Annotated in this window: 18 protein-coding genes; 12 read left to right on the forward strand and 6 right to left on the reverse strand. The window is 65.2% G+C overall.

What is annotated here, in order from left to right; genetic code table 11:
- Window positions 1–12: 12 nt before the first annotated feature.
- Window positions 13–1,029, reverse strand: coding sequence for a heat-inducible transcriptional repressor HrcA (hrcA, locus tag P9239_RS15895; RefSeq protein ID WP_175939498.1), 1,017 nt, complete (start codon window positions 1,027–1,029; stop codon window positions 13–15).
- A gap of 186 nt (window positions 1,030–1,215) precedes the next feature.
- Here hrcA and P9239_RS15900 point away from each other — a divergent pair, with 186 nt between their 5' ends.
- Window positions 1,216–2,109, forward strand: a complete 894-nt coding sequence (locus P9239_RS15900; protein WP_309752509.1) for an NAD kinase — start codon at window positions 1,216–1,218, stop codon at window positions 2,107–2,109.
- Between the two features lie 35 nt (window positions 2,110–2,144).
- Window positions 2,145–3,797, forward strand: a complete 1,653-nt coding sequence (gene recN, locus P9239_RS15905; RefSeq protein ID WP_309752512.1) for a DNA repair protein RecN — start codon at window positions 2,145–2,147, stop codon at window positions 3,795–3,797.
- A gap of 909 nt (window positions 3,798–4,706) precedes the next feature.
- Here the strand turns inward: recN and glnE are convergent.
- The gene (gene glnE, locus P9239_RS15910; RefSeq protein ID WP_309752514.1) at window positions 4,707–7,499 is read right to left on the reverse strand and encodes a bifunctional [glutamate--ammonia ligase]-adenylyl-L-tyrosine phosphorylase/[glutamate--ammonia-ligase] adenylyltransferase; all 2,793 of its coding nucleotides are present in this window, start codon (window positions 7,497–7,499) and stop codon (window positions 4,707–4,709) included.
- Between the two features lie 216 nt (window positions 7,500–7,715).
- Between glnE and P9239_RS15915 the strand changes: the two genes are divergently transcribed.
- The 4 genes from P9239_RS15915 to aroG all read left to right on the forward strand — a co-directional run bounded on the left by P9239_RS15915 (window position 7,716) and on the right by aroG (window position 15,921).
- Window positions 7,716–11,987, forward strand: coding sequence for an AsmA-like C-terminal region-containing protein (locus P9239_RS15915; protein WP_309752517.1), 4,272 nt, complete (start codon window positions 7,716–7,718; stop codon window positions 11,985–11,987).
- A 64-nt stretch (window positions 11,988–12,051) separates the two neighbouring features.
- The gene (locus P9239_RS15920; protein WP_309752519.1) at window positions 12,052–12,885 is read left to right on the forward strand and encodes a carbon-nitrogen hydrolase family protein; all 834 of its coding nucleotides are present in this window, start codon (window positions 12,052–12,054) and stop codon (window positions 12,883–12,885) included.
- 167 nt (window positions 12,886–13,052) lie between these two features.
- The gene (gene tldD, locus P9239_RS15925; RefSeq protein ID WP_309752521.1) at window positions 13,053–14,519 is read left to right on the forward strand and encodes a metalloprotease TldD; all 1,467 of its coding nucleotides are present in this window, start codon (window positions 13,053–13,055) and stop codon (window positions 14,517–14,519) included.
- Between the two features lie 328 nt (window positions 14,520–14,847).
- Window positions 14,848–15,921: a 3-deoxy-7-phosphoheptulonate synthase AroG gene (gene aroG, locus P9239_RS15930; RefSeq protein WP_309752522.1), complete on the forward strand. Its 1,074-nt coding sequence runs from the start codon at window positions 14,848–14,850 to the stop codon at window positions 15,919–15,921.
- Window positions 15,922–16,007: 86 nt separating this feature from the next.
- Here the strand turns inward: aroG and P9239_RS15935 are convergent, their stop codons facing one another.
- Window positions 16,008–16,562, reverse strand: coding sequence for a cob(I)yrinic acid a,c-diamide adenosyltransferase (locus P9239_RS15935; protein WP_309752524.1), 555 nt, complete (start codon window positions 16,560–16,562; stop codon window positions 16,008–16,010).
- A 195-nt stretch (window positions 16,563–16,757) separates the two neighbouring features.
- On the opposite strand from P9239_RS15935, the gene P9239_RS15940 reads away from it, so the two are divergent.
- From P9239_RS15940 to proC, 6 genes are all read left to right on the forward strand, one after another.
- Entirely contained in the window at window positions 16,758–18,173 is a 1,416-nt protein-coding gene (locus P9239_RS15940; RefSeq protein WP_309752526.1) for an FAD-linked oxidase C-terminal domain-containing protein, read from the forward strand.
- A gap of 122 nt (window positions 18,174–18,295) precedes the next feature.
- Window positions 18,296–19,861, forward strand: a complete 1,566-nt coding sequence (locus P9239_RS15945) for an FAD-linked oxidase C-terminal domain-containing protein (RefSeq protein ID WP_309752528.1) — start codon at window positions 18,296–18,298, stop codon at window positions 19,859–19,861.
- Between the two features lie 132 nt (window positions 19,862–19,993).
- Window positions 19,994–21,082, forward strand: coding sequence for a glycolate oxidase subunit GlcE (glcE, locus tag P9239_RS15950; RefSeq protein WP_309752530.1), 1,089 nt, complete (start codon window positions 19,994–19,996; stop codon window positions 21,080–21,082).
- A 19-nt stretch (window positions 21,083–21,101) separates the two neighbouring features.
- The gene (gene glcF, locus P9239_RS15955) at window positions 21,102–22,328 is read left to right on the forward strand and encodes a glycolate oxidase subunit GlcF (protein WP_309752532.1); all 1,227 of its coding nucleotides are present in this window, start codon (window positions 21,102–21,104) and stop codon (window positions 22,326–22,328) included.
- Window positions 22,329–22,373: 45 nt separating this feature from the next.
- Window positions 22,374–23,069: a YggS family pyridoxal phosphate-dependent enzyme gene (locus tag P9239_RS15960; RefSeq protein WP_309752534.1), complete on the forward strand. Its 696-nt coding sequence runs from the start codon at window positions 22,374–22,376 to the stop codon at window positions 23,067–23,069.
- Between the two features lie 13 nt (window positions 23,070–23,082).
- Entirely contained in the window at window positions 23,083–23,895 is an 813-nt protein-coding gene (gene proC / locus P9239_RS15965; RefSeq protein ID WP_309752536.1) for a pyrroline-5-carboxylate reductase, read from the forward strand.
- A 284-nt stretch (window positions 23,896–24,179) separates the two neighbouring features.
- On the opposite strand, the gene P9239_RS23410 is transcribed toward proC, so the two are convergent.
- From P9239_RS23410 to P9239_RS15975, 3 genes are all read right to left on the reverse strand, one after another.
- Window positions 24,180–24,341 (reverse strand): FkbM family methyltransferase, encoded by a 162-nt coding sequence (locus tag P9239_RS23410; RefSeq protein ID WP_309756375.1) that lies wholly within the window; start codon window positions 24,339–24,341, stop codon window positions 24,180–24,182.
- A 27-nt stretch (window positions 24,342–24,368) separates the two neighbouring features.
- Complete coding sequence (ubiA, locus tag P9239_RS15970; RefSeq protein ID WP_309752538.1) at window positions 24,369–25,229, reverse strand: 4-hydroxybenzoate octaprenyltransferase; 861 nt, start codon at window positions 25,227–25,229, stop codon at window positions 24,369–24,371.
- 120 nt (window positions 25,230–25,349) lie between these two features.
- The gene (locus P9239_RS15975; RefSeq protein ID WP_309752540.1) at window positions 25,350–25,838 is read right to left on the reverse strand and encodes a Dps family protein; all 489 of its coding nucleotides are present in this window, start codon (window positions 25,836–25,838) and stop codon (window positions 25,350–25,352) included.
- Between the last annotated feature and the right edge of the window lie 94 nt (window positions 25,839–25,932).

Consider the following 25,932-nt stretch of genomic DNA (forward strand, 5'->3'; position numbering starts at 1 on the left):
GGCAAAGGCGCGTTATTGCTGGCTGAGCGACATGGACAAGAGGCGCGCCGTGATATCGACGATGGGAATCACGCGGTTGTAGGCCATGCGCGTCGGGCCGATCACGCCGAGCGTACCGACGATCTTGCCGTTGACTTCGTACGGCGCGGTCACGACGCTCATTTCCTCGATCGGCACGAGATTCGATTCCCCGCCGATGAAGATCTGCACGCCCTGCGCGTGACTCGAAACATCCAGCAATTGCAGGAGGCTCGTCTTTTGGTCGAAGAGGTCGAAAAGTTTGCGCAGGCGCGCCATGTCGGACGAAAGGTCCGCGACTTCGAGCAGATTGCGCTCGCCGGAAATCAGCACGGTCTCGCCGGGATCGGTCTCGGCCGTGCTCGCGACGACCGCCGCTTGCATGAGCGTGGTCATGTCGCCGCGCAATTGGTCGATTTCCTCGCGCAGCCGGCGGCGCACTTCGTCGAAGGACAGGCCCGCGAAATGCGCGTTGATGTAGTTGGAGGCTTCCGTGAGTTGCGAGGGCGAGTAGTCGCGCTGCGTGGCCATCATGCGGTTCTGCACGTCGCCTTCCGGCGTCACGATGATCAGCAGAATGCGCTTGTCCGACAGCCGCATGAACTCAATCTGCTTGAACATATGGCTTCGGCGCGGGGTAAGGATCACGCCCGCGAACGAGGACAGACTGGACAGCACGCTCGCCGCTGCCGCGACGATCTTCTGCGGCTCCTCGCCTTGCAGACGCGTCTTGACGGCCGTGGTCATCGCCTCGTCCTGCGGGGCTTCGACCGTCAGCATGGTGTCGACGAACAGGCGATAGCCGCGCGGCGTGGGAATGCGCCCGGCCGACGTATGCGGACTCGCGACGAGGCCGAGGTCCTCGAGGTCCGACATCACGTTGCGGATGGTCGCGGGACTCAGTTCGAGACCGGAGTGCCGTGATAACGTGCGCGAACCGACCGGCTGACCTTCGGCGATGTAACGCTCGATCAACGTTTTTAGGAGGGTTTGTGCACGTGGGTCTAGCATGGGCAAATTTTAGCGCAACGTGTCAGGACGCGGCGACCGGTGCCGCCGCTTCAGCGCGCCGTTCCGGGCCGCGTCCGTCTGTTAGCCGATCGTTCAATGTCTGCTCCATTCTAGCGACAAACCGGACGCGCCCAAGACCGCGCGCGCCCGGTTCTTTTCGCCTTCCACCTATGGTGTAATGCCGGCATGGAAATTGGCCAATTCAAGACCGTCGCCCTTGTCGGGCGAACCAACACACCCGGCATCGAGGCGCCGCTGCGATCCCTCGCGGAGCACATTGCGAACCAGGGCTTCGACGTCGTGTTCGAAGCGGGCACCGCGAAGGACGTCGGCGTGAGCGAATATCCCGGCTTGTCGATCGCGGAAATCGGCGCGCGGGCGGATGTCGCCGTCGTGCTAGGAGGCGACGGCACCATGCTCGGCGTCGGCCGCCAGCTCGCGCCGTACAGGACGCCGCTCATCGGCGTGAATCACGGGCGGCTCGGCTTCATCACGGACATTCCGCTCGCGGAAATGCGCGAACGCGTGCCGCAAATGCTCGCCGGGCAGTTCGAGCGCGAGGAGCGCAGCCTGCTCGAAGCGCGGATCGTGCGCAATGACAAGCCCATTTACCACGCGCTCGCGTTCAACGACGTAGTCGTGAATCGCAGCGGCTTTTCGGGCATGGCGGAGTTGCGCGTCTCGGTGGACGGCCACTTCATGTACAACCAGCGCTCCGACGGGCTGATCGTCGCCACACCGACCGGCTCCACGGCGTATGCGCTGTCGTCGGCCGGGCCGATCCTGCATCCGCAGCTGCAAGGCTTCGTGCTCGTGCCCATTGCGCCGCATTCGCTTTCGAACCGTCCGATCGTGCTGCCCGACGACTCGAAGGTCACCATTCAGATCATCGGCGGGCGCGACGTGAACGTGAACTTCGACATGCAGTCCTTCACGGCGGTCGAACTGAACGACGCCATCGAGGTGCGGCGCTCCAGGTACACCGTGCCGGTTCTGCATCCGGTCGGCTACAGCACGTACGCCACGCTGCGCAAGAAGCTCCACTGGAACGAGCATCCCTCGCAGGACTCGTCTGTCTGACCGCACAACTTCGCCGAACACTTCCCGAAGCGTCCATGCTCCGTCATCTCTCCATTCGAGACTTCGTCATCGTTGCCGCGCTCGACATCGAATTCGATTCGGGCTTCACGGTATTTTCGGGTGAAACCGGCGCGGGCAAGTCGATTCTGATCGACGCCCTTGCGCTCACGCTCGGCGCGCGTGCCGACGCGAGCGTCGTGCGCACGGGCGAGCCGCGCGCGGACATCACCGCCGAGTTCGGCACGCACGCGCACGTGGTTCGCTGGCTCGACGAGCACACGCTCTCGCAGGACGGTGACACCGTGATGCTGCGCCGCGTGATCGATTCGAGCGGCCGCTCGCGCGCGTTCATCAACGGCACGCCGGCCACGCTGACGCAGCTTCGCGAAGTAGGCGAAATGCTCGTCGACATCCACGGTCAGCACGCGCATCAATTATTGATGCGGCCGGACGCGCAGCGCGAGCTGTTTGATACGCACGCCGGTCTCGTCGATACGGCGAGCACCGTGAATCGCGCATGGCGCGCGTATCGCGAGGCGCAGCAGGCCGTCGATGCCGCGCAAAGCCGCGACCGCGAACTGCAACTGGAGCGCGAGCGTCTCGCGTGGCAACTGAGCGAATTCGACAAGCTCGCGCCACAGCCCGGCGAATGGGAGGAAGTGAGCGCGGAGCACCATCGGCTGTCGCATTCGGCGAGTCTCATCGACGGAGTGCAGAACGCGCTCGGCGCGCTCTCCGAATCCGATGACGCGATGATCTCGCAACTCGGCGCGATCATCTCCAAGCTGCGGACTCTGGCGGACATCGACCCGGCGCTCAACGACGTGCTGGCCTCCCTCGAACCGGCCGAGATTCAGTTGCAGGAGGCGTCGTACTCGCTGTCGCACTACGCGCAGCGGCTGGAACTCGATCCGGACCGGCTCGCGCAAGTCGAAAAGCGCATGGATCAATTGCACTCGACGGCGCGCAAGTTCCGCCTTCAGCCCGAAGCTCTCCCGGAAGAACACGAAGCGCGCCGCCGGCAGCTTGCCGCGCTCGACGCCGCCGCCGATCTCGACGCGCTGAACGCCGCCGCCGAAAAAGCGAAGGACGCTTATCTCGCCGAAGCGAAAGCGCTCTCGAAGGCGCGCGCGAAGGCGGCCAAGGCGCTCTCGAAAGCCGTCACCGAAGGCATGCAGGAACTGTCGATGGCGGGCGGCAGCTTCGAAGTCGCGCTCGTGCCGCTCGCGGAAGGCGGCGCGAACGGGCTCGAGCAGATCGAGTTTCGCGTCGCGGGTCACGCGGGCGTGGCGCTTCGGCCGCTCGCGAAGGTCGCGTCGGGAGGCGAGTTGGCCCGCATCAGCCTCGCGCTCGCCGTGATCGCGAGTACCGCCAGCCCGACGCCCACGCTAATCTTCGACGAAGTGGACACGGGCATCGGCGGTGGCGTCGCGGAAGTCGTCGGAAGGCTGCTGCATCAACTCGGACGCGACCGTCAGGTGCTGTGTGTCACGCACTTGCCGCAAGTGGCTGCGCGCGGGGATCAGCATTTCCAGGTCGCGAAGTCATCCGACGATGCCGGCGGCACGGTCAGCACGGTGACGCCGCTCGACAAGGCGAAGCGCATCGAGGAAGTGGCGCGCATGCTCGGCGGTATCGAAATCACGGCGACGACGCGCAAGCACGCGAAGGAGATGCTGGCGGCGTGAGTTCGGCGGCGGGGGCGGGACGCGGCTTACGCTACCACGCCATCACCTCATCGCCACAGCCCTCTTTTGCGCGCCGCGCGGGACAGCCGGTTCCCCGCGCGCCTTCTCCATGCCGTCGAGCCGCAGCGTTTATCGCAGCATCCGGGCACACCCGCGCGCCCGCCCCTCACATCGCGTCGCCGCTCACGCGTCGTTCCAATGGCGTCGCTGAACACCAACCGCTCGCGGGCCAGCCGCACGAAAAACACCCGCTTCTCACATCGAATCACCGATACCCCGCCGCCGCAGCCTCGGCACATATCGCGCTGGACTCGGGCCTTCGCCATGCTGTCGAGCCGCAGCATGTATCGCAGCGTCCGGGCGCACCCGTGCAACCGCCGCCCGCATCGCGCCGCCGCTAACGCGTTGTTCAAACCGCCTCGCCGAACGCACGCCGCTCGCCGGCCGGTCCCGCGAAAAAACCACCCGCCTCTCACAGGCGCATCTTCAAAAGCCCGCCGCCGCAGCCTCGTCACATCATCGCGCTCGACCTGGGCCTTGTGCATGCCGGCGAGCCGCAGCGTGTGTTGCAGCTTCCGGACACACATCACGCACGCGCCGCCCACCTGGCGCCGCCGCTCACGCGTTGTTCAAACGGCCTCGCCGAACGCACGCCGCTCGCCGGCCGGTCCGGCGAAAAAACCACCCGCCTTTCACAGGCGCATCATCAAAAGCCCGCCGCCGCAGCCTCGGCACATCATCGCGCTCGATCTGGGCCTTCTCCATACCGTCGAGCCGCAGCGTTTATCGCAGCGTCCGAGCACGACCCGCGCACCCGCCGCCGACATCGCGCCGCCGCTCACGCGTTGTCCAAACGGCATCCGCTAACATGCGCCGCTCGCTCGCCAGTTCGGCAAAGCCACCCGCCACTTACATCCCATCCCCAAACACGCGCCGCCACAGCGCCGTCACCGCTTCCCGCTCCACCCGCACGACAGCCGGATCGACGCGCGCCTTCTCCATGCCGTCGAGCCGCAGCGTGTGTTGCAGCTTCCGGTAATGCCGGTACGCCGCGCCGATGGTCTCTGCATCGCTCTCGGAAATAAGGCCGCTTCGCGCCGCGATCCTCAGCAGCGTGATGTTTCCCGCATTGCGCAGGAACTCGCGGTGCGTACGCGTATGCAGCAATACCCAGTACTGCACGATGAACTCGATATCCACCATGCCGCCGCGATTATGCTTCAGGTCGAACAGATCGGTGCGATTCGGATGCCCCGCCGCGACGCGCTCGCGCATGGCGACGATTTCCAGCGCGAGCGCCGCCGCATCGCGCTCCATCACCAGCACGTCGGCGCGAATGGCTTCGAACTGCGCGCCGATGTCCGCATCGCCCGCGCTGAAGCGCGCCCGCGACAGCGCCTGATGCTCCCACACCCACGCGGTATTGGCGGCATCGCCTTCGCGCAGCTGATAGCGTCGGAACGAATCCAGGCTCGTGACCAGCAAGCCGGACTCGCCGTTCGGCCGCAGCCGCAGGTCCACGTCGAAGAGCGTACCCGCGCCCGTCGCCGCCGTGAGCCAGGTGATGAGGCGGCGCGCGAACATCGCGTAGATGTCGGAGGCGGCGTCGTCGGGGTCGTCGTAGAGAAAGATCAGATCGAGATCGGACGCGTAACCCAGTTCCTTGCCGCCCAGCTTTCCATACGCGATGACGGAGAAGCGCGGCGTCTCGCGATGCCGCTTCGGGAACTGCTTCCAGACAGTTTCGACGGTCACGTCGAGCACCGCGTCCGCAAGTTCGGACAAGCGGTCGCTCAGGTGCTCGACCGTCAGCCGCCCGGCGAGATCGAGCAGCAGAATACGGAACACTTCGGCCTGGTGCGCGTGGCGCAGCAAATCCATCTGATGTTCCGCATCCTCGGCGGCAGTGAGACGCGCGTTCAGCGAACGGCGGAATTCGTCCCAGTCGAACGGGCTCGAAATGGCTTCGTCGTCGAGCAATTCGTCCAACAGTTGCGGATGGCGGATCAGATAACCCGCCGCCCAGCGCGAGCCCGACAACACCGAGAGCACGCGATCCAGCGCCGCCGGGTATTCGGTCAGCAGCGCGAGATACGCGCCGCGCTTGGCCGTCGCTTCCAGCAGATCGAAGAGCCGCGTGATGGTATCGACACGGCGCGCGGCGTCGATGGACTGCACGGCTTCGAGCGCGCGCTGCGCGACGATGTCGAAGCGCCCGCGGCTTTGCTCCGGCAACCCGGCATAGCGCGACGAATTCCACACGCCCGTCAGCCGCGCGAGCACCGGCGCCGGGTTCGCGAAGCCCAGTTCCATGAGACGCGCGGCGAGTTCCTCCTGCGCGGAATCGTCGGCGAGCGCGCTGCTCCAGATCCACGACGCCGCCGAATCGTCCGCGACGCCGCAGCCGCCCTCGCCGCTCACCTTGTCGGCGAAGATCGCGTCGAATTGCTGCTCGACGAATTCGCGATGCGCGTCGAGCTTCGCCATCAGCGCGGCGTAATCCGCGAAGCCGAGCGATGAGGCCAGCAGCGCACGCTCCTCGTCGGCGACGGGCATCGCGTGCGTCTGCGCGTCGTTGCGATATTGCAGACGATGCTCGACCGTGCGCAGGAAGAGATACGCCTCGGTGAGCGCATCGCTCACCGCAGGCGCAATCAGCCCGTTTGCCGCCGCGCGTTCGAGCACGTCGAGCGTCGGCCGAATGCGAAATTCCGCTGCCTGTCCGCCGCGAATCAACTGAAACACTTGCGCGCTGAACTCGATTTCGCGAATGCCGCCGCGCCCGAGCTTGATGTCGTCGGCCTTGTCGGGGCGCATGGACGCGCGCCGCCGCGCTTCCTGCCGTATTTGCTGATGCAGCGAGCGAATGGCGGCGATCACGCCGTAATCGAGATAGCGGCGGTAGACGAACGGCGTCGCGATTGCGTCGAGTTGCTTCGCGAGCCGTTGCGCGGACTCGCTTTCGCGCTCGGAGACGAGCCGCGCCTTGATCCACGCGTAGCGCTCCCATTCGCGGCCCTGAACGTAGAAGTACTCTTCCAGCATGCCGAGACTGCACACGAGCGGCCCCGAATCGCCGTTCGGACGCAGCCGCATATCGACGCGAAACACGTAGCCGTCCTGCGTGATTTCCGCGAGCGCGCCGATCAGCCGCCGCCCGAGCCGCGTGAAGAATTCCTGCGTCGGGAGCGGCGCGCGCTTGCCGCCGGCAGTTTCGCCGTCGTCTTCATAGACGAAGATCAAATCGATATCCGACGACGCGTTCAGCTCGCGCCCGCCGAGCTTTCCCATGCCGACAACGCCGAGCGTCAGCCGCTCGCCATTCGGGCCGCGCGGCTCGCCGAAGAGCGTTTCGAGGTCCGCGGTCAGCACCGCGAGCGCGCACTGGATCGTGACTTCGGCGAGATCGGTCATCGCGCCGGTGACTTCGGCGACATCGGCCGCGCCGCGCAGATCGCGCTCCATGACCGTGCAGAACACGTCCACGCGAAGGCGCCGCAGCGCGGTTTTCAGCGCGGCTTCGTCCAGCATGCCGCCGGGAGCGCAGTGCTCGCAGTGCGCGTTCAGACGCGCCTCGATCCACTCGCGCGTGACGGGCAACTGCGCCCACTGCGCGACGTGCGCGGCCAGTTCGGCGCGCGCCGCGTAGGCGCGGGCCGCATAGTTGGAATAGTCGGAACTGCGCAAAGTCACGTCGGTCATGAATGCTTAGGCTCGCAGGTTGCTTTGCGTCGAATGCTTCTGGGCGCGGGCGTCGGCGACACGCTTCGCCGGACTCGGACGCGCTGCCGGAAAGGCTTGCTGCACGCGTGTTTGCGGGCGGTCCGGCGTGCGCGCGCCGCGGCTGTCCGCGCCATGCCCTGTGTTACATTTCAGCGTCAAACACGCAAAACTACCATATCGCCGAACAGCCGCAGCATGTCCGACAGCAGACGATCCGTCGACCCGACCGAAGTTGGACAAGCCAAGCCCAGCGCCGACGCCGAGCGTGTTCTGTCGCGCGTTCTCAAAGTCGTTCTCGTCGTTGCCGCCGTGCTGTATTTCGCGGTGGCGTGCATCTATCTCGGCCTGCGCTATGTCGTGCTGCCGCAGATCGACTCGTTCAGGCCGCGCATCGAAGAGGCCGTGTCCTCACGGATGCATGCGCAATTGCGCATCGGCCGGCTCTCCGCGCGATGGTCGGGCATGCAGCCGACCATCGACATCGACAATCTTCGCATCGACGCCGCCGACGGCTCGCCGGGGCTCGCGGTGCCCCATGCAAGCGCGAGCGTCGCGTGGCGCTCGCTCGTGCAACTCAAGCCAAAGCTCGCGGACCTGACTGTCGATGGCCCCGACGTCATCGTCGCGCGCAACGCGAAGGGCGAGATCACTGTCGCGGGCGTGCCGATTCCCACGCATCGCACAGGGTCCAACGCGTTCACGACATGGCTGCTCGGACAAGAGCACATCCTCCTGCGCGACGGCACGCTGCGCTGGCGCGACGCCGAGCGTGCCGCGCCAGAAATCGCCTTCAAGCGGCTGCGGCTGACCATCATGAACGACGGCCTGCGTCATCGCATGGCGCTCGCCGCGCCTCCCGACGGCGACGTGCTGCACGGCCCGCTCGATCTGCGCGCGGATTTCCGTCACGAGCCGTTCAGCGCGATGGGCGCGCCCGCGAACTGGACAGGCCGCCTGTATGTCTCGACCGGTCCGCTGGATTTGCCGACGCTCGCGCGCTACGTGAAGATGCCGTTCGCCATCTACGACGGCCGCGTGGAAAACCGCATCTGGCTGAACTTCGCCCGCGGGCAGTTGCAGACGGCGAACGGCGATCTCGCAGGCGGCAACATCGCGCTGCGCGTGCGGGCGACGCAGCCGCGCCTCGATCTTCCCGTGGCGCGCTTTGGCTGGACCGTCGACAAGAAGGACGGCGCTTACACGCTGAATCTCTCCAACTTGCGCGCCGAACTCGGCCAGCCCGCGTTCGACGACGGCACGCCGGTCGCGCGGCTCTTGACCTCGCAGACGCTGAGCGCGACGTATCGTCCGGCGGCGGTGAACGTGGGCCAGCTTTTCCGCGTGACGGGCGATCAGGTCGATCTCGGCATCCTCGCCGAGTTCACGCGGGCGCTGCCGGTGCCGGCGCGCGTGCTCAACGAACTCGTGCGTTTCAATCCGCGCGGGCAGATCGCCAATTACACGATCTACACCGAACGCGTGCCGCCGCGCAGCGAAGACGAAGTGAAGCGTCAGCGCGAGAAAGGCGACGCGAAGCTGCTGCACTACGCGTTCAAGGGCGAATTGCAGGGCATCAGTGTGCAGGCGCAGGAGCCGCCGCCGGGGCTCACCGCCAACAATCATCCGCGCGCCGGCATTCCGGGCATCGAAAACCTGTGGGGCGCGGTCGATGCGAACGAGTCGCAAGGCAGCATCAGCATCGATACGAAAAACGCGGCGGTCACCATTCCCGGCGCCTTCGACGATCCGCGCCTCCTGTTCGATTCGCTGCAGGGTCATGCAACGTGGACGGTCGCGGATGCCATCGCGCCGGGCGAATTGCGCCGCGCGTTCACGATTCATCTGGATACGCTGCGCGTGAAGAACGCCGACGCCGAAGGCGAAATCACCGCCGCATACTGGAATCAGGGCCACGGACGCGGCAACCTCGACCTGAAGGCGAAGATCGCGCATATGAACGCGACGCGCCTCGTCCGGTATCTGCCGACGAGCCTCAATGAGCGCGTGCGCGTTTATCTCGGCCACGCGTTGCAGGCGGGCACCGCGCGCAATGCCACGCTCGAAGTCCACGGCGATCTCACGCGCTTTCCTTACGCGAAGTTTCCGGATGCCGGCGTGTTTCGCATCGAAGCGCCGTTCACGGGCGGCAAGTTCGACCCGTCGCCCTTCCCGCCGCGCAAGATGGCCAACGGCATGCCGAACTTCTGGCCGGCGTTCGAGGGCATCGACGGCACGTTCACGCTCGCGCAGAACAAGCTCGGCTTCGACATTCATCGCGGGCATTACAAGGGCGTCGCGGTGTCGCGCGTGACAGGACGCATCGACGATACGGGCAATCGCGAGGCGAAGCTGTGGATCGACGGCCAGGCGCACGGCCCGCTCGCCGACATGCTGCAATACGTCGACAACAGCTCGCTCGGCCTGATGGCGAAGCACGCCACGCGCAAGCTCGACGCGAAGGGCAGCGCGTCGCTCGCGCTCACGCTCGGCATTCCGCGCTATCGTCCGCCGCCGCCGCTTGCGCCGCTGCGCACGGAGTACAAAGGCTCGCTGACCTTCGCCGACAATGAAGTCGCGTATGGGAATCTGCCGCCGCTCACGCATCTGCGGGGCCGCGCGGCGTTCGCGGCGAAGACCGTCACGCTCGACTCGCTCACGGCGCAACTGCTCGGCGGCGACGTGCGCGCGACAGGCGGCGTGCGGCCCGACGGCAGCTATACGTTCGATGTGAACGGGCGCATCGGCACCGACGCCGCCGCGCGCTTCAACGCACGCATGACGCCGCAGGTCACGCAGCTTCTGTCGCGCATCGACGGCGCCGCGCCCTATGAACTGCACGTGCGCGGCGCGAAGAAAGCGCTGCCGACCGTGCAAGGCAGCGCCGATCTCACGGGCGTGGGCATCGACTTGCCCGCGCCGTTCGGCAAGACGAAGGGTGCGCCGATGCCGTTCGCGCTGAGCTTCGCGCCCGCGTCCGGCGGCGCGTCTGGTCTGCACGACGCGCGGCTCACGCTCGGGCCGCTGCAGGCGCATTACCTGTTGCAGCAGGTCGGCCGGGCCGAGGTCAAGGTCGATCCTGAAAACCCCGCGCAGCCGATGAACATGCGCGCCACGTTGAAAGCCGTGCGCGGCGCGATCACCGTGAACAGACCCGCCGACTTGCCGGCAGAAGGCGTCGTCGCCGACGTGGACCTGAACACGCTCGACGCCGATGCGTGGCGCAAGGTGTTCGCGGATGCAACGGCGGCTCAAAAGACGCCTTCCGCGCCTTCCGCGCCCGCGAGCGACACCGTTCGCCAGTTCGTGCCGACGCGCGCCGCGCTGCACATCGGCACGTTGAAGCTCCTCGACCGGCGCTGGGAAAACATCGCCATCGACGCGCACGAGGAATCGGACAATCGCAAATGGCTCGCGAACATCGCATCGGATCAGGTGACGGGCAACGTCGCGTTCACGCCCGGCGCGGTCAAGGGCGGTCCCGGCGCGGTGCAGGCGCGGCTCGACAAAGTGGCGATTCCCGAGAAGTCGGACAACGCGCCCGCCGAAAAAGCGATGAGCAAGCCGCCGCGCAACATGCCGTCCATCGATGTGATCGTTAATCAGCTCTTTCTTCGCGGCCACGATCTCGGCCGGTTCGAAGTGGACGCGCACAACGAAGTCGTCGCCGACGAGCCGATCTGGACGCTCGACAAGTTGCAGCTTGCCAACCCCGACGCGACCTTCACCGCGAACGCCATCTGGCGCACGCTGCCGGGCGCAGAGCCGCCACGCGACGACGAATCCATCCCGCGCCGCACGTCCGTCGATTTCAAGCTCGACGTGAACAACGGCGGCCAGTTTCTGGACCGCTTCGGCCTGCCGCATACCGTGAACGCCGGCACGGGTTCGGTGTCCGGTCACGCGGGCTGGAACGGCGGTCCGACCGCGGTGGACCTCGATACGCTCGACGGCAAAGTCGCCGTCGATTTGCGCCACGGGCAGATTCTGCGCGCGCCCGCCGCCGCGAAGTGGCTCGGCATCTTCAGCCTGCGCAGCCTCGCGAATCTGCTGACGCTGCATTTCGCGGATGTCGTCGGCAAGGGATTGCCGTTCGAGAAGGTCACGGGCAACGCGCGCATCGAGAATGGCATCGGCCGAACCGACGATCTTTCGATGATCACGTCTCCCGCCCGCGTGCAGATGCAAGGCACGGTCGATCTGCCGAAGAAGACACAGGACCTTCACGTCAAGGTGATCCCGACCGTCGGCGCGGGCGCGGTGGCGCTCGGCGCAGCCGTGATCAATCCGCTGCTCGGTCTCGGCGCGCTCGCCGCCGACCTCGCGCTGTCGCAGTCGATCAAGAAAGCGTTCGCGGTCGACTATTCGATCACCGGATCGTGGAGCAAGCCGGTCGTTCAGCGCCTGCATGGCGATCAGGGTAAGATCGAATCACCCGCTGCCGTCGCGCGTCCGTCAGCCGCTCAATAAAAGCGAGTTTTCGTCGCAAGGCGCGCGGGCGGCGTCCATCTTCGACCAACCCAGCGCCACGAACATGACCGAACAATCGAGCGAAAGCACCGTGCGGCCGTTCCCGGTCGCCGCGCTGCAAATGGTGAGCACGCCGGATCGCGACCGCAATCTCGCCGACGCCGGGCAGCTTATTGCCGAGGCGGCAGAAGGCGGCGCGCAACTCGTGCTGCTGCCCGAGTACTTCTGCTTCATGGGTTTCAAGGACACGGACAAGCTCGCGATCCGCGAGACGCCCGGCGACGGCCCCATCCAGCAGTTTCTTTCCGATGCCGCGCGCAAACACCGCGTGTGGGTAATCGGCGGGACGTTGCCGTTGAAGTCGCCGGAAGCGTCGCGCGTGCTCAATACATCGCTCGTCTTCGGTCCGGACGGCGAGCAGGTCGCGCGCTACGACAAGATTCATCTGTTCAATTTCGAAAAGGGCGACGAATCGTTCGACGAAGCGCGCAGCATCGTGCCCGGCGCGGACGTGCGGACTTTCGAGGCGCCGTTCGGGCGCGTGGGGCTGTCCGTCTGCTACGACCTGCGCTTTCCCGAGCTGTACCGGAAGATGGGCGATTGCGCGCTGATGGTCGTGCCTTCCGCGTTCACGTACACCACCGGCCGTGCGCACTGGGAAACGCTGCTGAAGGCGCGGGCGATCGAGAACCAGTGCTACGTGCTCGCCGCCGCGCAAGGCGGCAAGCACGAGAACGGCCGCCGCACGTGGGGACATAGCGTGCTCATCGACCCGTGGGGCGAGGTCGTCGCCGTGCGCGAGGAAGGCGCGGGCGTCGTCGCGGGCGTGATCGATCCCGAGCGCATCGCGAGCGTGCGACAGAGTTTGCCCGCGTATCGGCATCGGGTGATCGCGTAAGCGTTCCTACGCGATGGCCGATATCGCGATGACGCGCCACATCTCGAAAATAGGCTTTTCAACGGCCTTGAACGCGTGGAAGTGATCCCGCACATGGCCTGAACAACGCGGACAGTAGAATTGTCCGACATTCACCGAACACGCTGCACCAACGCAATAGGCACCGCATGAACATCATCGAACCCGGCATCCGCAACCTGGTCACGGCGAAGGACGTTCTCCTGACGCCGTACGGCCTCGACGAGGGTCTCATCACGCGCACGCTCGCGGAGATCTTCACGCATCGCGTCGATTACGCCGATCTGTACTTTCAGTCCACGCGCAGCGAGGCGTGGAGTCTGGAAGAAGGCATCGTGAAATCAGGCAGTTTCAGCATCGATCAGGGCGTCGGCGTGCGCGCCGTCTCGGGCGAGCGCACGGCTTTCGCCTATTCCGACGATCTTTCGCCCGACTCCATCCGCCAGGCCGCACTCGCCACGCGGGCAATCGCCAAGGCGGGCGGCGGCAAGCACAAGATCAAGCCGGCGAGCACGCTCACGGGCGTCTCGGGCCGCGACCTGTACGTGCCCGCCGATCCGCTCCATTCGCTCGATGCCAATGCCAAGGTCAAACTGCTGGAGCGCGTCGAACAGATGGCGCGCGGCCGCGATCCGCGCATCACGCAGGTGATGGCCGGCCTCGCGGGCGAATACGACGTCGTGCTCGTCGCGCGCAGCGACGGCGCGCTGGCGGCGGACGTGCGGCCGCTCGTTCGCGTGTCGGTAACGGTGATCGCCGAGCAGAACGGCCGGCGCGAGATCGGCACGGGCGGCGGCGGCGGTCGCTTCGACTACGGCTATTTCACGGACGATATCTTGTCGAAGTACGTCGATGACGCCGTGCATGCGGCGCTCGTCAATCTCGAAGCGCGCCCTGCCCCGGCGGGCGCGATGACCGTCGTGCTCGGGCCGGGCTGGCCGGGCGTGCTGCTGCACGAGGCGGTCGGACACGGGCTGGAGGGCGATTTCAACCGCAAGGGATCGTCGGCGTTTGCGGGCCGCATCGGCGAGCAGGTGGCGGCGAAGGGCGTCACCGTGGTGGATGACGGCACGCTGCCGAATCGCCGCGGCTCGCTCAATATCGACGACGAAGGCAACCCGACGCAGTGCACGACGCTGATCGAAGACGGCATTCTGAAGGGCTACATTCAGGACTCGCTCAACGCGCGCCTGATGAAGATGCCGGTGACGGGCAACGCGCGCCGCGAGTCGTATGCCGCGCTGCCGATGCCGCGCATGACGAACACGTACATGCTCAACGGAGACAAAGATCCGCAGGAGATTCTGGCGTCGGTGAAAAACGGCTTGTACGCGGTGAATTTCGGCGGCGGTCAGGTGGATATCACCAACGGCAAGTTCGTGTTCTCGGCGTCCGAGGCATACATGATCGAGGACGGCAAGATCACGTACCCGGTGAAGGGCGCGACGCTGATCGGAAGCGGCCCCGAGTCGCTCAAATACGTGACGATGATCGGCAACGACATGTCGCTGGATAGCGGCGTGGGCGTGTGCGGCAAGGAAGGCCAGAGCGTGCCGGTGGGCGTCGGTCAGCCGACGCTGCGCATCGAGAAAATGACGGTGGGCGGCACGATCTGATGCAGTTTCGCCGCATTGGCGGTGACGCGTTCGGAACCGGACGCACCCGCCGATGCGGATTTCCCGCGTTCGACGCGCGGCCGCTTGTCACCGCCGCCTGTTTGAGGTTATAAAGACGGTCAACCTTTTTGCGATGCGCCCTTTGCTCACCATGTCCGCCAAGTTTTATTTTTATTTCTTTTGGCATCTCAAGCCGCTGGCGGATCGAGAGGGGTGAGTCGTAGGTTTCAAATACGCAAAACCGAATTCCCGAAAAACCGCCAGCGAGTCTGGCGGTTTTTTTTCGCCTTACCTTTTTTGCTCAGAACATTGCCGTTGGAGAATCGCCATGCCCCCGCACAACACCGATGACGTTCGTATCCGTGAGTTGAAGGAGCTCGTCCCGCCCGCGCACTTGATCCGCGAATTTCCGTGCACCGAGCCGGTGTCCGATCTCATCTTCAACGCGCGGCAGTCGATGCATCGCATTTTGCATGGCATGGATGGCCGGTTGATCGTCATCATCGGCCCGTGTTCCATTCACGATCCGAAGGCGGCGCTGGAATATGCGGGGCGGTTGATCGAACAGCGAAAGCGGTTCGCGGGCGAACTCGAAATTGTGATGCGCGTGTATTTCGAAAAGCCGCGCACGACGGTCGGCTGGAAGGGGCTGATCAACGATCCGTATATGGATAACAGCTTCAAGATCAACGACGGTTTGCGGGCCGCGCGCGAATTGCTTATGCATGTCAATGAGCTCGGGCTGCCGGCTGGGACGGAATATCTCGATATGATCAGCCCGCAGTACATCGCGGATTTGATTTCGTGGGGCGCGATTGGCGCGCGGACGACCGAGTCGCAAGTGCATCGGGAATTGGCTTCGGGGCTTTCGTGTCCGGTCGGATTCAAGAATGGCACGGATGGCAACGTAAAAATCGCGGTCGATGCGATCAAAGCCGCTTCGCAGCCGCATCATTTTCTTTCTGTGACGAAGGGCGGGCATTCGGCAATTGTTTCGACCGCCGGCAATGAGGACTGCCATATCATTCTGCGCGGCGGTAAGACGCCGAATTTCGATGCGGCTTCGGTCGATGCGGCTTGCATCGATATTGGCAAGGCGGGATTAGCGGCGCGGTTAATGATCGATGCGAGTCATGCCAATAGCTCGAAGAAGCATGAGAATCAGATTCCGGTTTGTGAGGATATTGGGCGGCAGTTGGCGGCTGGCGAGGAACGGATTGTCGGCGTGATGGTGGAATCGCATCTTGTCGCAGGGCGGCAGGATTTGAAGGAAGGGTGTGAGCTTACTTATGGGCAAAGCGTTACTGATGCTTGTATTGGGTGGGAGGAAAGCGTCGGGGTGCTTGAAAGATTGGCGGAGGCGGTGAAGCAGCGGCGAATCAAAAGGGTTGGTGGCAATTGATCACAGTGTAGTCACGCAGAGTCGACACCTTTGTTCCGCAATCGTTGTCGGCTCTGCGCACGTTCTAAACCTCCTCGCGCGGATTATCACGCTCGCGCGTGATTCCAGAGGACATCCTCGCCTCCATCCGCCCGATTCAGAACCCGCGCCAACACGAACAACAAATCCGACAGCCGATTAACGTATCTTCCCGGCGCGTCATTCACCGCATCGCCTTCCACACGCGTAAGCGCAACAATCGCCCGCTCTGCCCTCCGACAAACCGTCCGACAAACATGCGCCAGCGCCGCCGCCCTCGACCCGCCCGGCAAAATAAACTCCTTAAGCGGCGGCAAAGTCGAGTTGTAATCCGCGAGCCACGCATCCAACCGCGCTAAATGCGAATCTAAAATCATCGAATGTCCGGGAATCGACAATTCCCCGCCCAAATCGAATAAGTCGTTCTGAATCTGCATCAGCGCATCGCGCACGTCCGGCGGTAACGCCTCGCACAACAACACGCCGAGCGACGAATTCAATTCATCGACGTCTCCAATCGCCGCAAAACGCGCATCGTCTTTCGGAACGCGGCGGCCATCGCCGAGTCCGGTGGTGCCATCGTCGCCGGTGCGCGTCGCAATCTTGCTGAGGCGGTTACCCATCACTGCTCCTTGTCGTTGGAATACGCCGAAAAGCTGCCGAAGCATTATAGGCAGCGCCCTAAGCCCGCGACGCCGCGCGCCGAGAACGTCCCGCGCGTAGAATAAGACAGCATTTCGGCGAGCTGCCGTGCAACCGACAAACAGCACGCATGCCGCCCGAAGCACGAAATCGACAAAAATCCGCCGGAGACGCCCGTGAACCACCCCGCCTTGCCGCATGCCATCCGCCGGCCGTTTCCCGCCGCCCTGCTCGACGCGCTCAAGCAACAATTCGCCGATCGCGCCAGCACGAGCCAGGCCGTGCGCGAGCACCACGGCCGCGACGAATCGCCGTTCGATCCGCAATTGCCCGACGCCGTCGTCTTCGCGCGCAGCACCGAAGAGGTCCAGGCCATCGTCCGGCTGTGCGCCGAGCACGACGTGCCGATCATCCCTTACGGCAACGGATCGTCGCTCGAAGGGCATCTGCTCGCGGTGCAAGGCGGCGTGTCCATCGACCTGTCGGAGATGAACAGCGTCGTCTCCATCAATGCCGAAGACCTGACCGCCACCGTGCAGCCCGGCATTTCCCGCAAGCAGTTGAACGAAGCGCTGAAGGACACCGGCCTTTTCTTCCCCATCGATCCGGGCGCGGACGCGAGCATCGGCGGCATGTCGGCGACGCGCGCCTCGGGTACCAACGCCGTGCGCTACGGCTCGATGCGCGAAAACGTCCTCGCGCTGACTGTCGTGTTGGCCGACGGCCGCGTCATCCATACCGGCACGCGCGCCCGCAAATCGTCGGCGGGCTACGACCTGACGCGGCTTTTCGTCGGCTCGGAAGGCACGCTCGGCGTCATCACCGAGATCACCGTGCGGCTCTATCCGCAGCCGGAAGCGATCTCCGCCGCCGTCTGCGCGTTTCTGTCGATGGGCGACGCGGTGCGCGCCGTCATCGAAACGATCCAGATGGGCGTGCCGATTGCGCGCGTCGAATTCCTCGATAAGCTCGCCGTGCGCGCCATCAATCGCCATTCGAACCTCACGCTGCGCGAATCGCCGATGCTGTTTTTCGAATTCCACGGCACCGAGGCGGGCGTCAAGGAACAGGCGCAGACCGTGCAGGAGATCACCGCGCAGAATCAGGGCACGGACTTCGAATGGGCGACGCGTCCCGAAGACCGCAGCCGTCTCTGGACCGCGCGTCACAACGCCTATTTCGCGATGCTGCAATTGAAGCCCGGCTGCCGCGCCGTGACGACCGACGTCTGCGTGCCGATTTCGCGCCTGGCCGAATGCGTCGAGGAGACGGAACAGGACCTCCTCGGCTCGTCGCTGCCCTGCCCGATCGTCGGACATGTGGGCGACGGCAACTTCCACGTCGCGATGCTGCTCGATCCCGCGAAGCCCGAGGAACGCGATGAAGCCGAGCGCCTGAACCGGCGCATCGTCGAGCGCGCGCTCGCGGTCGGCGGGACGTGCACGGGCGAGCACGGCGTCGGGCTGCACAAGATGGATTTCATGATCGACGAGCACGGCGAAGACGGCATCGATGTGATGCGGTCCATTAAGCACGCGCTCGATCCGAAGAACCTGATGAATCCGGGCAAGATTTTCGCGTTCACGCGATAAGCGCGACAGACGCACCCGCGCGCCCGGTGGACGAAGAAGCCACGAGCGCGCAACATGGGGTGTCGCCGCGTCAGAGACTTTCATCGAATACGCGCCGTCATGTTCAGGCGCCGGGAGGAGACATGAACGCACCCGACGAACTCAAGCCCGAGTTCTCCAGCGCCGCCGCGCCGGAATTCTCGCCGAATCTGCCGCACGAGGACGCGCCCGCGCTCACGGAAGAGCAACTCGCCGAGCGTCAGCGCGAAGTCGTGCAGGCGCTGATGGCCGTACTGCCCACGCACTGCCTGCTGTTTCGCGACGAGGACACCTCCGTCTACGAATGCGACGGTCTCGCCGCCTACCGGCGTCTGCCGCTCGCGGTCGTGCTGCCCGAAACGGAAGCGCAGGTGCAGCGCGTCGTGCAGATCTGCGCGCGGCTCGGCGTGCCTATCGTGCCGCGCGGCGCGGGCACGGGGCTTTCCGGCGGCGCCATGCCGATTCGTCACGGCATCGTGCTGTCGCTGGCGCGCTTTCGGCGCATCATCGAAGTAGATTCGTACGCGCGCACGGCCACCGTGCAGCCCGGCGTGCGCAATCTCGCCATTTCAGAAGCCGCCGCGCCCTACGGGCTGTACTACGCGCCGGACCCGTCGTCGCAGATCGCGTGCACCATCGGCGGCAACGTCTCCGAGAATTCGGGCGGCGTGCATTGCCTGAAATACGGCCTCACCGTGCATAACGTGCTGCGTGTGCGCGCCGTGACGATGGAAGGCGAAATCGTCGAATTCGGCTCGCTCGCGCCGGACGCGCCGGGGCTCGATCTGCTCGCGGTGCTGATCGGCAGCGAAGGCATGTTCGCCATCGTCACCGAAGTCACCGTCAAGCTGATTCCGAAGCCGCAGACCGCGCAAGTCATCATGGCGAGCTTCGACGACGTGGTGAAAGGCGGCAACGCGGTCGCGGCGATCATCGCGGCGGGCATCATCCCGGCCGGCCTCGAAATGATGGACAAGCCCGCGACGCGCGCCGTCGAAGAGTTCGTCAACGCCGGCTACGACCTCGACGCGGCCGCCATCCTGCTGTGCGAATCCGACGGCACCTACGACGAAGTCGCCGAGGAAATCGTGCGCATGACCGCCGTGCTGCGCGAACACGGCGCGACGCGCATCCAGATTTCGCGCTCCGAATCCGAGCGGCTCAAGTTCTGGTCCGGCCGCAAGAACGCGTTCCCCGCCGCAGGCCGCATTTCGCCCGACTATTACTGCATGGACGGCACGGTGCCGCGCCGCGCCATCGGGCCGCTGCTCGCGCGCATCGAAGAGATGGAAAAGAAGTACGCGCTTCGCTGCATCAACGTGTTCCATGCGGGCGACGGCAACATGCATCCGCTCATTCTCTTCAACGGCAACGATCTCGACGAGTGGCATCGCGCGGAAGCGTTCGGCTCGGACATTCTCGAAACCTGCGTGGAATTGGGCGGCACGGTGACGGGCGAACATGGCGTGGGCATCGAAAAAATCAATTCGATGTGCGTGCAGTTTTCGCCCGAAGAGCGCGACGCGTTTCACGCCGTCAAGCGCGCGTTCGATCCGCTGCGTCTGCTCAATCCCGACAAGGGCATTCCCACGCGCGCGCGGTGCGCCGAGTACGGGAAGATGCACATTCGCGGCGGCCTTCTGCCGCATCCCGAACTGCCGCGCTTCTGACCGGCCGCCGCGCTCGCCGCGCGTTTCGCTATCCACGTTTGTCCGGGTACGGCTGCGTTAAGCGGCCGGTACAATCGACCGGACAGGCGTAGCGCAAGCCATACGGAAAGCCGATTACAAGAGCGGGACACCATGGAACAGGACGACATCGTCGCCGCCTGGTCGGAGCGGATCGCCCGGGCCAGCGAGACCGGCGCGCCGCTGCGCATTCGCGGCGGCGGCACGAAGGACTGGTACGGCCAGACGCTCCAGGGAGAGATTCTCGACACGCGCGCATACCGCGGGATCGTTTCGTACGATCCGGCGGAACTCGTCATTACCGCGAAAAGCGGAACGCCCCTTGCTGAAATAGAAGCTGCGTTAAGAGAACATGGCCAGATGCTGCCTTTCGAGCCTCCTCACTTCGGCCGCAATGCGACGCTCGGCGGCTGCATCGCGGCGGGTCTTGCCGGACCGCGCCGCGCGTGGACCGGCGCGGCGCGCGATTTCGTGCTCGGCGCGGCCATCATGAACGGACGCGGGCAAGTGCTGCACTTCGGCGGGCAAGTGGTGAAGAACGTCGCGGGCTACGACGTCGCGCGGCTCCTCGCGGGATCGCTCGGCACGCTCGGGCTGATTCTCGAACTCTCGGTGAAAGTGCTGCCGCGTCCCGTCGCGGAAGCCACGCTCAAGTTCGACATGCACGCCACGGACGGCGTGCGCAAGCTCAACGAATGGGGCGGCCACGCGTTGCCGATCAGCGGCAGTGCGTGGCGCGACGGCACGCTCGCGCTGCGTCTCGCGGGTGCGGAAGCGGCTGTGAAGACCGCGCGCAATACGCTCGGCGGCGAAGTGGTGGATGCAGTCGAAGCCGACCGTTTCTGGGTCGGCATGCGCGAACAGACGGACCCGTTTTTCGCCGTGATCGAGCCGCGCTCGGCGCTCTGGCGGCTCGCGCTGCCGTCGATTGCCGAGCCGCTGCATCTGCCGGGCGCGCAGCTCATGGAATGGGGCGGCGCGCAACGCTGGTGGATCACGGACACCGATCCGCAGACCGTGCGCATCAGCGCGAAGCAGGCCGGCGGTCACGCGACGATCTTTCGCGCGGGCTCGGCCTACGACCGCAACGCGGGCGTGTTCACGCCGCTGCCCGCGCCGCTCATGAAGATTCACCGCGGGTTGAAGGCCGCGTTCGATCCGGCGCGCATCTTCAACCGCGCCCGGCTCTATCCCGATTTCTAGCCGAACCGAGCAACACGCAATGCAAACCAATCTCGCCGATTTCATCCGCGGCACCGCCGATGGCGACGAAGCCGACGCGATTCTCCGCAAGTGCGTCCACTGCGGCTTCTGCACGGCGACTTGCCCGACGTATCAACTGCTCGGCGACGAACTCGACGGGCCGCGCGGGCGCATCTATCTGATGAAGCAGATGTTCGAGGGCGCGCCCGCCACGCGCAGCACGCAGACGCATCTGGACCGGTGCCTCACGTGCCGCAACTGCGAAACGACGTGCCCGTCCGGCGTGCAGTACGGCAAGCTCGTCGAGATCGGGCGCAAGGTCGTCGAACAGAAAGTGGAGCGGCCGATGCGCCAGCGCATCCAGCGCCGCTTTCTCGCGAGCTTCCTGCCGAATAGCACGCTTTTCACTCCCGCGATGAAGCTCGGGCAGCAAGTGCGCGGCGTGCTTCCGCGCACGCTGCGCACGAAGATCCCCGTGCCCGAAAAGCCGCTCGCGCCGCCCACGCGCAAGCACGCGCGCAAGATGCTGATGCTCGCCGGATGCGTGCAGCCCGCGATGATGCCGAACGTCAACACGGCGACGGCGCGCGTGTTCGATGCGCTCGGCATCGAAATCGTGACGGCGCCGGGTGCGGGCTGCTGCGGCGCGATCCGCCTGCATCTCGGCTACAACGACGACGCGCTCGACGACGTGCGCAACAACATCGACGCGTGGTGGCCGTATGTGGAGAACGGCGTCGAGGCGATCGTGATGAACGCGTCGGGCTGCGGCGCGACGGTCAAGGAGTACGCGCATCTGCTGCGCAACGATCCGATGTACGCGGACAAGGCGCGGCGCATCGTCGATCTGACGCGCGATCTCGCCGAAATCCTGCCGGCGTTCGAAGAGGAACTCGTCGCGCTGGCGCGGCGGCGCGCGGTGCATACGGTCGCGTTTCATCCGCCGTGCACGCTGCAACACGGGCAGCAGATTCGCGGGCGCGTCGAACATCTTCTGACGGCGCTCGGTCTCGAGGTGCGGCTGCCGGCGGATGCGCACATTTGCTGCGGATCGGCAGGAACATACTCGGTGCTGCAGCCGAAAATGGCCTACGCGCTGCGCAATCAAAAGCTCGACCGGCTGGAGAAAACCGAGCCGCAGATGATCGTGTCCGCGAACGTCGGCTGCATCGCGCATCTGCAAAGCGGGACATCCACGCCGGTGACGCACTGGATTCAGCTTTTGGAGCATCTGCTGTACGGCTAGGCGGATTCGTATAATCCCCGCATCCGCCTCGAATGTCGCTCACGCATGTCCATCGCTCAACATCTGGAAGAAGTCCGTCAACGGATCGCGCAAGCGGCAGCAAGCGCCTCGCGCGATCCGGCGTCGGTGAAACTGCTCGCCGTATCCAAGACCTTTCCCGCCGACGACGTGCGCGCCGCCTTCGAGGCCGGCCAGCGCGCGTTCGGCGAGAACTACGTGCAGGAAGGCACCGCGAAGATCGCGGCGCTCGCCGACTTGCGCAGGGAAATCGAATGGCATTTCATCGGGCCGCTGCAATCGAACAAGACCAAGCTCGTCGCGGAGCAGTTCGACTGGGTACATTCCATCGACCGGTTGAAGATCGCCGAACGACTGTCCGCGCAGCGTCCTGAAGGCGCGACGCCGCTCAATGTTTGCGTGCAGGTGAACGTGAGCGGCGAGGCATCGAAAAGCGGCGTCGAGCCGCACGACGCTGCGGCGCTCGCCCATGCGGTGGCGGCGCTGCCCGGCCTGCGTCTGCGCGGCCTGATGTCGATTCCCGAGCCCGCCGACACGCTCGACGCCCAGCGCGCCCCGCACGCGCGCCTGCGCGATCTGATGGATACGCTGCGCGCCGACGGCCTAGAACTCGACACGCTCTCGATGGGCATGTCCGCCGACCTCGAAGCCGCCGTGCTCGAAGGCGCGACGATGGTGCGCATCGGCACCGCAATCTTCGGCAAGCGCACTTACACCCACTGACTCATCACTCACCATGAAAATCGCATTCATCGGCGGCGGCAACATGGCCGCGGCGCTCATCGGCGGTCTCATCAAGCGCGGCGTCGCGCCTGCGGATATCTACGCCATCGACATCAACGACGAAGCGCGCGCGCGCACCGCGAAGCAATTCGGCATCGAGACGGGCGCGGCCATCGACGCGAAGCTCGCCGGCTACGACGCCATCCTGCTTGCGGTGAAACCGCAGGTGCTCAAGGGCGTCGCCGAGGCGCTCGCGCCGCATCTGTCGCGGCAGACGGTCATCAGCATCGCGGCGGGCATCCGCGCGGCGGACCTCTCGCGCTGGCTCGGCGGCTACGCGCAAGTGGTGCGCACCATGCCGAACACGCCCGCGCTTATCGGCATGGGCGTGACGGGGCTCGCGGCGTTGCCGGCCGTGAGCGACGAAGCGAAGGCGCTTGCATCGCAGGTGCTGGAAGCCGTGGGCACGACCGTCTGGTTCGACGACGAAGCGAAGATCGACGCCGTTACCGCCATCTCCGGCAGCGGCCCCGCTTACGTGTTCTATTTCATCGAAGCGATGCAGGAAGCAGCGCGTGCGCTCGGCATGGACGAAGAGCAAGGCCGTGCGCTCGCGGTCGCGACGTTCACGGGCGCGGCGCAGCTCGCGGCGCAGTCGAGTGAACCGGCGAGCGTGCTGCGCGAGCGCGTGACGTCGAAGGGCGGCACGACGGCAGCCGCGCTCGCCTCCTTCGATGCGCAAGGGGTGAAGGAAGCCATCGTGCGCGGCGTCCTGGCGGCAGAAGCGCGGGCCAAAGAAATGGGCGATGAATTGGGCGCTGCGTGAGGCTCTTGAACGTGCAGATCAGGCGTGGCGGGCGCCGGTTTTTCGATGAAAAGCCTGCTGCCGCGCCGCGCGACGTGCCTCAACAGCGGATCATGTGCGTTTAACGCGAGCAAAACGTCCGAATGAGTTTCTCGTCGCTCTCGACCACTTCGACGAGCATGACGGGCACGCACCGCTCGATGGTTTCGTTCGCGCCCCGAATCACGACGCGGCGCGCGCGGGTTATTGGATGAAAAGCCTGCTGCCGCGCTGCGCGACGTGCCTCAACAGCGGATCATGTGCGTTCAAAGCGAGGATAAAAAACGGCGGGATGGGTTTCTCGTCGCTCTTGAGCACTTCGACGAGCTTGACGGGCGCGCACCGCTCGAGGATTCCTTCGGGCCCCGAAGCACGTCCAGTTCCATGCCTTCCACGTCGAGCTTGATGAAATCGACACGCGCGAGCATCAATAAATCGCCACGCGCCCCGCACTCTCAACCGGCAAGCGCGTACTGAAGCGCGATCCCCACGAACAACACGCCGCCCAGCCAGTTGTTGTGCCGGAACGCGGCGAAGCACGCCATGCGCTCCCGGTGACGAATAAGCATGTAGTGATACGCCGCACAGCCCGCAGCGCCGAGCCAGCCGAGCCAGTACGGCCAGCCGAAGTGCAGCGTGATGCCGATGCCCGCGTAGATTGCGAGCGTCGCCGCGTAGCACAGCATCACGGCGAGCACGTCGTAGCGGCCGAAGGTCAGCGCGGACGTGCGGATGCCGATCTTGATGTCGTCGTCGCGATCGACCATCGCGTATTCGGTGTCGTAGGCTACCGACCAGAACACGTTGGCCGCGAGCATGATCCACGCGAGCATCGGCACATGGTCCTGCACGGCGGCGAACGCCATCGGAATGCCGAAGCCGAACGCGATGCCCAGATACGCCTGCGGAATCGCGAAGAATCGCTTGGTGAACGGATACGTGCCCGCGACGAACAGCGCGAACACCGATAGCTCCTTCGTGAGCGCGTTGAGCGGCAGAATCAGCAGGAACGCGACGAGCGAGAGCGCCGCAGCCAGCGCCACCGCTTCCCACGCCCTGATCTTGCCCGACGTGATCGGCCGCTCGGCGGTGCGCTTCACGTAGCGGTCGAAGTCGCGGTCGGCGTAGTCGTTGATCGCGCAGCCCGCCGAGCGCATGAGCAGCGTGCCGACGGCGAAGATCACGATCAGCATCGGCGATGGCCGGCCATCCGACGCGATCCATAACGCGTTGAGCGTCGGCCACAAAAGCAGCAGGCTGCCGATGGGCTTATCCAGGCGCACGAGGCGCATATAGAGCGGGAGACGGGCGAGCATGGAAGGTGATCGAAGCAGGGATAAGCTATTTTAGTCCAGCTCCGCGCGCCGCCTCCCAAAGCAAAAGACCCGTGCAGTCCATCGCACGGGTCTCTGAAGCGGGGAAAAAACCGCTTTAACTTACGCCAGCATCGAGCGCAGCATCCACGCGGTCTTTTCGTGCGTCTGCATGCGCTGCGTGAGCAGGTCGGCGGTCGGCTCGTCGTTGGCGGCTTCGGTCGCCGGGAAAATTTCGCGCGCCGTGCGCACGACCGCTTCCTGGCCTTCGACCAGCTGGCGAATCATGTCTTCGGCTTCGGGCACGCCTTCGGCTTCCGGAATGGACGAGAGCTTCGCGAAGTCGCGATAGCTGCCCGGCGCATGCACGCCCAGCGCGCGGATGCGTTCCGCGATGGAATCCACAGCGGTGGCCAGTTCGGTGTACTGCGTCTCGAACATCAGATGCAGCGTGTTGAACATCGGACCCGTGACGTTCCAGTGGAAGTTGTGCGTCTTCAGGTACAGCGTGTAAGTGTCCGCGAGCAGCCGGGACAGCCCATCGGCGATCCGTTTGCGGTCTTTGTCGTTAATGCCGATGTTGACGGCAGGTGCAATGCCTTTCTTCGCCATGATGACTCCGTGAAAGAGTGATTCGAACGTGGTGCGCGCCGCGCGTGACGCATTGTTTCGCCGCGCGGCGTTTCGAGCGTTCGACAGTGTAGCT

It is taken from the genome of Caballeronia sp. LZ062 (assembly GCF_031450785.1).
Taxonomy (GTDB): Bacteria; Pseudomonadota; Gammaproteobacteria; order Burkholderiales; family Burkholderiaceae; genus Caballeronia.